4 protein-coding genes and 1 pseudogene are annotated in these 6,285 nt (G+C 72.5%); 3 read left to right on the top strand and 2 right to left on the bottom strand.

All coding sequences use genetic code 11. From position 1 onward, the window contains the following. Window positions 1–155: 155 nt before the first annotated feature. Window positions 156–614, bottom strand: a complete 459-nt coding sequence (locus ACFVIU_RS13760) for a flavodoxin family protein (RefSeq protein ID WP_385842577.1) — start codon at window positions 612–614, stop codon at window positions 156–158. 113 nt (window positions 615–727) lie between these two features. Between ACFVIU_RS13760 and ACFVIU_RS13755 the strand changes: the two genes are divergently transcribed. Next, window positions 728–1,435, top strand: a complete 708-nt coding sequence (locus tag ACFVIU_RS13755; RefSeq protein WP_385842576.1) for a lipoprotein — start codon at window positions 728–730, stop codon at window positions 1,433–1,435. 35 nt (window positions 1,436–1,470) lie between these two features. Here ACFVIU_RS13755 and ACFVIU_RS13750 read toward each other — a convergent pair. Further along, a pseudogene (locus ACFVIU_RS13750) lies at window positions 1,471–2,616 on the bottom strand (DUF1996 domain-containing protein); the annotation flags it as partial. A 437-nt stretch (window positions 2,617–3,053) separates the two neighbouring features. Here ACFVIU_RS13750 and ACFVIU_RS13745 point away from each other — a divergent pair. Together ACFVIU_RS13745 and ACFVIU_RS13740 are read left to right on the top strand one after the other, a co-directional pair. Then, window positions 3,054–4,613 (top strand): NlpC/P60 family protein, encoded by a 1,560-nt coding sequence (locus ACFVIU_RS13745; protein ID WP_385842575.1) that lies wholly within the window; start codon window positions 3,054–3,056, stop codon window positions 4,611–4,613. A 157-nt stretch (window positions 4,614–4,770) separates the two neighbouring features. Then, window positions 4,771–6,135: an FAD-dependent oxidoreductase gene (locus tag ACFVIU_RS13740; RefSeq protein WP_385842574.1), complete on the top strand. Its 1,365-nt coding sequence runs from the start codon at window positions 4,771–4,773 to the stop codon at window positions 6,133–6,135. Window positions 6,136–6,285 lie beyond the last annotated feature (150 nt).

Genomic DNA, 6,285 nt, shown 5'->3' with positions numbered 1-6,285 from the left:
TTTCCACACCTGCGCTGCGCCTTGCCGGGCAGGCCCTCGCTGAACAAGGGGGTTTTTAAAACTTAACTCCATGTCGATTGCCCCCCGCCGCCGGCCCATGCGGTGTCGAAGCGCTTCGACACGGGAGAGCACCCGACCCCCCTCCCTCACAGTCGTCAGTCGCCGGTCATCAGACCCGCCGCCAGCGTGGCACCCAGCTCCCAGCAGGCCTCCGTGTCGGCCTTGCCGGGCTCACCGGTGACGGTCACCGGTTCGGCCGCGCGCCGCCAGCCGAGTCCGGTGGTGACGGACTCGATGGCGCGGACGGCACCCGTGACGTCGTTGCCGCCGTGGACGTAGTAGCCGAAGGGGCGGCCCCGGGTCGCGTCCAGACAGGGGTAGTAGATCTGGTCGAAGAAGTGCTTCAGCGCGCCGGACATGTAGCCGAGGTTCGCCGGCGTGCCGAGCAGGTAGCCGTCGGCCTCGAGCACATCGGAGGCGGTGGCGGCGAGGGCCGCCCGCCGCAGCACGCGCACCCCCTCGATCTCCGGGGCCGTCGCACCGGAGACGACGGACTCGAACAGGGTCTGGCAGTTGGGCGACGGGGTGTGATGGATGATCAGCAAGGTAGGCACGTCCAGCACCCTGCCGTGCGGCCGCCGCTCGCCGCAAACCCCGCCCGTTATTGCCTCCTCGGTCGTCCGCGCCCTCGGCTACAGTGTCCGGCCGGACCAAGGGGAGGAAAAAAGTGCAGGTCAAGGTGGGGATCGTACGGAGGACCACGGTGTGCGCGGCGGCGGGAACGGCGTTGCTCGCGGCGGTGTTGAGCGGCTGCGCCGACTCGGACGGCGCGGGCCGCCCGGGTGCCTCGACCTCGGCGGGCACCGTGAAGGCGACGGCGAGGGCGGCGAGCGGGGGCACGATCGGCGCCGCCGGAAGCGCCTGCGAACTCCCCGTCCGCTTCGAGATCGCCCGGCACTGGAAGGCCAAGTCCGTCGACTCCGGGGCGGAGTCGTCGAAGGCGTCGAAGGGCTCGGACGGATCCGGCGGCGACCCGGGCGGGGCGCTCGCCGAAGCCCTGCTGCGGCAGGGGCCGGTCACCGCCGCCTGCGAGGTCGACGCCAAGCCGGCCGGCAACATCGGCTTCCTGCGGGTGTGGACCGGCAAGCCCGGCTCCTCCGACCCGGGCCGTGTGCTGCGGGAGTTCGTCGCCGCGGAGGAGAACGTGAGCAAGGAGAAGTACCACTCCTTCACGACCGGCGGCGGGGTCTCCGGCGTGGAGGTCGAGTATCTCTACACCAGCAAGCTCCTGGACGAGACGAAGAAGGAGTGCGCGTTCGCGGTGAGCACGCCGGACGGCCCGGTCGTCCTGCACCTCGGCGGCATGGACACCGAGGAGCACGAGGCGATGCGGCCGGCGTACGACCTGGCCAAGCAGACCCTCGAGCTCGGCTGAGGGCCGCAACCGGTGTGCCGGCGCTTAGTCCTGCGTCAGTAGCGCAGACGCCGGGCCCGCAGGAACATGAACAGCCCTGACAGGCCCAGCAGTGTGCCGACGGCCGCGGGCCAGAGGTGGGCTGCGCTCCGGCCGGGCGTGGCCGGGCGCGGTGCGGCGGAGACGGGGGTCAGGGCGTCGGTCACGGGCGCGGCACCGGCGCCGGAGCCCGCCGCGGGGGTGGCCGCGGCCGTGAGGGCGGCGGGGTCCGGGCGGCCGCAGACACGGCCCGTGTTGATGCAGTCGACGATCTTCCGCATCAGGTCCGGGGCGAAGACGGCGATGAAGTCGCTGTGGTCGGTGACGGGCTTGTGCAGCTGGTCGGGGAAGGAATCCACCGCGAACAGCGGGACCGTACGGCCGCCGTCCCGCAGGCTCGGCGCGCGCACGTCGTAGACGATGCGCTGCACCAGTTGCGGGATGGCGCGGAATCCGGCCGGGCAGGATCCGTCGGCGTCGGTGAAGGCCACATGGGTGCGGTGGTCGGCGCTGTCGGTGTTGCGGCCGTCCCAGCAGCTCTGAAAGCGGAACGTGCGGACGACGTCGCTGCCGGACGGGCACAGCGGGTACTTGTCCGTCAGCTGCCGGTCCTCGTAACCGGTGCAGCTCCACGAGGCGTTGGCGTTGCCGGGGCCGTTGACCAGGGCCTTGGCGTCGCCGGTGATGATGCGGAGGAAGCGCGGCATGGCCGTGACCCTGCCGACCGGGCTGCCCACGAACGTGAGCGTCACCTGCTTGGGCGTGAGGATCCTGCCCGCGTTGCCCTCCGTGCCCCCGCCCGGGGCGTCGGCGTCCCGCTCCCGTGTGCCGTCCTGGAGGCGCAGCACCGGCCAGTAGTACGAGGACCTGTCCCCCTGGTCGGCGCAGCTCGTGCGAGCCTTGGCCAGGTCGGCGTCGCTCGCGAAGGCGTTGTTGCCCTGGTTGCCGATGTAGTCGTGGACGTGGTGGGCCCCATCGGACACGCCGGGGGCGACGATGAGGTTGTCGGAGTTGAACAGTCCCTCCGTGTCGGCCCCGCAGTCGGAGCTGAAGCTGCCGCGCGAGGCCCCGGGTCGGAGGGCCGGGTTCGGCGCGGCGGGTGGTTCGGCGGTGATGTCGGCGTAGTCGGAGACGACGGGGCCGTTGCCGGCCTGGCCCGCGCCGCTGCGGCCCTCGGCGGCCACGGCGGGGACTGCGGGGGCGTTCACCGCGGCGAGCGCTGCTCCGCCGAGCAGCAGGGCGAGCGCCGCGAGGGTCGTGCGCCGGGGACCGGTCGGGCGTCTGGGCCGGTTGCGTGCCAAGGTGGGCCTCTGTGTCTGATCACTGCTCGTTGGCATGGAGCGCCCCCGTGTGATACGCGGCGCGGGGCCGACGTGTTCAACGGAATCGCGCATTCAGCGGATTCTCACAGGAAAACACGGGCATCGCTTCTTCCCCGTCGAACATCGCGGCGAACATCACAAATACGTATCGGACATTCCACGCCTCAACCTTCACAGGGGGTACACACGTTGGCTAGGTTGACGCGGAGGCCGCCCGGCTGACCACCGGGTGCCCGCCGTCCAACTGCCTTGCGGGGCAAGGAAGGAGCACGTCTTCCATGGCGCCGGAGAGTCGCGACGAGGTGCGGCGGCGGGTCGCTTCACTGTACGACCAGGCCGAGAACGCGACCGGTAACTACAACGCCACCCGTGCCTTGTCGGCCCGGACGCGCTCACGGGCGGTTCCGCCGGCCGGGCGGGCGGGGCGGACCGCCGATCCCGTGCTCGACCAGGTGGCCCGGCAGTGGTTCGAGGCGGCACGCGCCCAACTCGGCCCGACCGTCCCCGCGGTGCTGCCGGCCGACCGGCTCCCGCCCCGCCCGGCCGCACCCCCGCGCGCCCTCGGCCAGTCCGGCGGGGCTCCCGGAACCGGGGAGGAGCCCTTGCGGGCCGCGCTGCCGGCACCCGCCCTGGAGCGAGCCGCGGGGCGCCCGATGGCCGAGCTGCCCCCGGCACCGACACCGGACACGCCCAGTCGCCCGCCGGCCACCACCACGTCCGACGCGATCAGCCTCCCCCCGGCCAGCCTCACACTGGACACGACCAGCCGTACCCCAGCCGCCCTCGCGCCGGACACGACCAGCCTCATGCCGGCCGCCCTCGCACCGGACACGACCATCCCTATGCCGGCCGTCAGCGCGACCCCCGGACACCCGGCGCTGACCGGCCCATCCGGCCCACCCCCGGCGCTGCTCCAGCCCCAACTGCCCACCGCTGCCGGGACAGCTGCACAGACATCGCCGTACCTCCCCGACCTCACGGCACCGCTGCCGGTCGCTTCCGGCCCGGCCCCGCTGTCGGCGCCGTCCGGACCCGACTGGTCGGTCGCCGGTCCGGGCCCCGACACAGCGGAACGCACGACAGGCTGGCCCGCCCCCGTTCTCGACACTGCCGCGCCCGTGGACTGGCCCGCAACGGACTTCGGCACCACGGCTCCGCCGGAGCCGCCGGTTCCCGGTACCGGAGCGGCCGAAGCCGTCGGCCTCGGCGCGCTGGAAGGAACCCCCCTGGGAGCCGGCCCGGCAGCGGGCGGGGACGGCGCCATGGAAACGGCCGTGCTTCCCGTGACCGGTGCGGCCGGAGCAGCGGCGCCGGGGCCCTGGACCCTGCCCGGGGTCGCCGCGCCGGGGCGCGCCGCGCCCACCGTGACCAAGGCGGAGAACCTGCGCAGATTCACCGCAGCCCGCGATCTGCTCGCCCGGGGCGCCGAGCAGCCGGCCCGGACCGCAGGCGCCGGTACGACGGCCGCGCCGGTCGTCGGCCCACGGGCCGCCAAGGCCATCGCGTTCGCCCGGGCGCAGCTCGGCAAGCCCTGCGTCTGGGGTGCGACCGGGCCGGACTCCTACGACTGCTCCAGCCTGACCCAGGCCGCATGGAAGGCCGCCGGTGTCACCCTGCCGCGCGCCGCGCACCAGCAGGCGCTCGCCGGTGCCCCGATCACGCTCGACGCGATCGAACCCGGTGATCTCGTGCTGTTCTTCGACGACGACCGGCACGTGGGTCTGTACACCGGCGACGGCATGATGGTGCACGCACCGGGCCCGGGGTCGTCGATCCGCGAGGAGTCGGTCCTCGGCGCCGGGGAGACGGCGATCCACCGGATCGTCAGGCCCGCCTAGGGGCACTCGCGACCCGGACACCCACCATAAGGCCGCACTGGACAAGTCATAAGATGCCCTTATGAGGTCATAGACCGGACCCGCGTACCAACTTAGGTCTGCCTTAGTTTAGGCTTCCCGATCGAGTCGCCTGTTCACGCTCGAAGGGAACCTGATCATGCCGCGCCCCCTGCGGGTAGCCATCGTCGGAGCCGGCCCCGCCGGGATCTACGCCGCCGACGCCCTGCTCAAGTCCGAGGTGGCCGCCGACCCCGGTGTGTCCATCGACCTCTTCGAGCGGATGCCCGCCCCCTTCGGCCTGATCCGCTACGGCGTCGCGCCCGACCACCCGCGCATCAAGGGCATCATCACCGCATTGCACCAGGTCCTGGACAAGCCGCAGATCCGGCTGTTCGGCAACGTCGACTATCCGACGGACATCAACCTGGACGACCTCCGCGCCTTCTACGACGCGGTGATCTTCTCCACCGGCGCCATGGCCGACCGGGCGCTGCCGATACCCGGCGTCGACCTGGAGGGTTCCTACGGCGCCGCCGACTTCGTCTCCTGGTACGACGGCCACCCGGACGTGCCGCGCACCTGGCCGCTGGAGGCCGAGAAGGTCGCCGTACTCGGGGTCGGCAACGTCGCCCTGGACGTGGCCCGCATCCTCGCCAAGACGGCGGACGAGCTGCTGCCGACGGAGATCCCGCCGAACGTCTACGAGGGTCTGAAGGCCAACAAGGCGCGGGAGATCCATGTCTTCGGCCGCCGTGGCCCGGCGCAGGCCAAGTTCAGCCCGATGGAGCTGCGCGAGCTGGACCACTCGCCGAACATCGAGGTCATCGTCGACCCCGAGGACATCGACTACGACAAGGGCTCGATCGAGACCCGGCGCGGCAACAAGCAGGCCGACATGGTCGCCAAGACCCTGGAGAACTGGGCGATCCGCGACGCCGGCGACCGCCCGCACAAGCTGTTCCTGCACTTCTTCGAGTCCCCCGCGGAGATCCTCGGCGAGGACGGCAAGGTGGTCGGTCTGCGCACCGAGCGCACCGCCCTCGACGGCACCGGCAACGTCAAGGGCACCGGCGTCTTCAAGGACTGGGACGTCACCGCCGTCTACCGCGCGGTCGGCTACCTCTCCGAGAAGCTGCCCAAGCTCCCCTGGGACATCGAGTCCGGCACCGTCCCGGACCAGGGCGGCCGGGTGATCGAGGAGAGCGGCAGCCACCTCCAGTCCACCTATGTCACCGGCTGGATCCGGCGCGGGCCGATCGGCCTGATCGGGCACACCAAGGGCGACGCCAACGAGACGGTGGCCAATCTGCTGGACGACCACGCGAACGGCCGGCTGCACACCCCCTCGGCACCCGAGCCGGAGGCCGTGGACGCCTTCCTCGCCGAGCGGAACGTCCGCTTCACCACCTGGGAGGGCTGGTACAAGCTGGACGCCGCCGAGCGCGCGCTGGGCGAGCCGCAGGGCCGCGAGCGCGTGAAGATCGTCGAGCGCGAGGACATGCTGCGGGAGAGCGGGGCGTAAGTCCTCGGCCGACGGATCGGCAGCCCGCTGGACCAGCGGATCGCCGGATCCGTGGGGCCCGGGGGGGGGGGGGCGCCCCCCCCCCGGCCCCCCCCCCCCCGCGCCGGCCCCCCCCCCCCCACACCCCCGCCCTCCGGCCCCACCCCGGAA

Origin of the sequence: Streptomyces sp. NPDC127190, from assembly GCF_042672505.1 — a bacterium.
Taxonomy (GTDB): Bacteria; Actinomycetota; Actinomycetes; order Streptomycetales; family Streptomycetaceae; genus Streptomyces.
Note: the sequence above shows the minus strand (reverse complement) of the source record. Positions and strands in the feature narration are given on the sequence as shown.

Excerpts from the sequence above, each read along its gene's own strand:
- ACFVIU_RS13740 (WP_385842574.1), top strand. The coding sequence starts at position 4,771 with ATGCCGCGCCCCCTGCGGGTAGCCATCGTCGGAGCCGGCCCCGCCGGG.
- ACFVIU_RS13745 (WP_385842575.1), top strand. The coding sequence starts at position 3,054 with ATGGCGCCGGAGAGTCGCGACGAGGTGCGGCGGCGGGTCGCTTCACTG.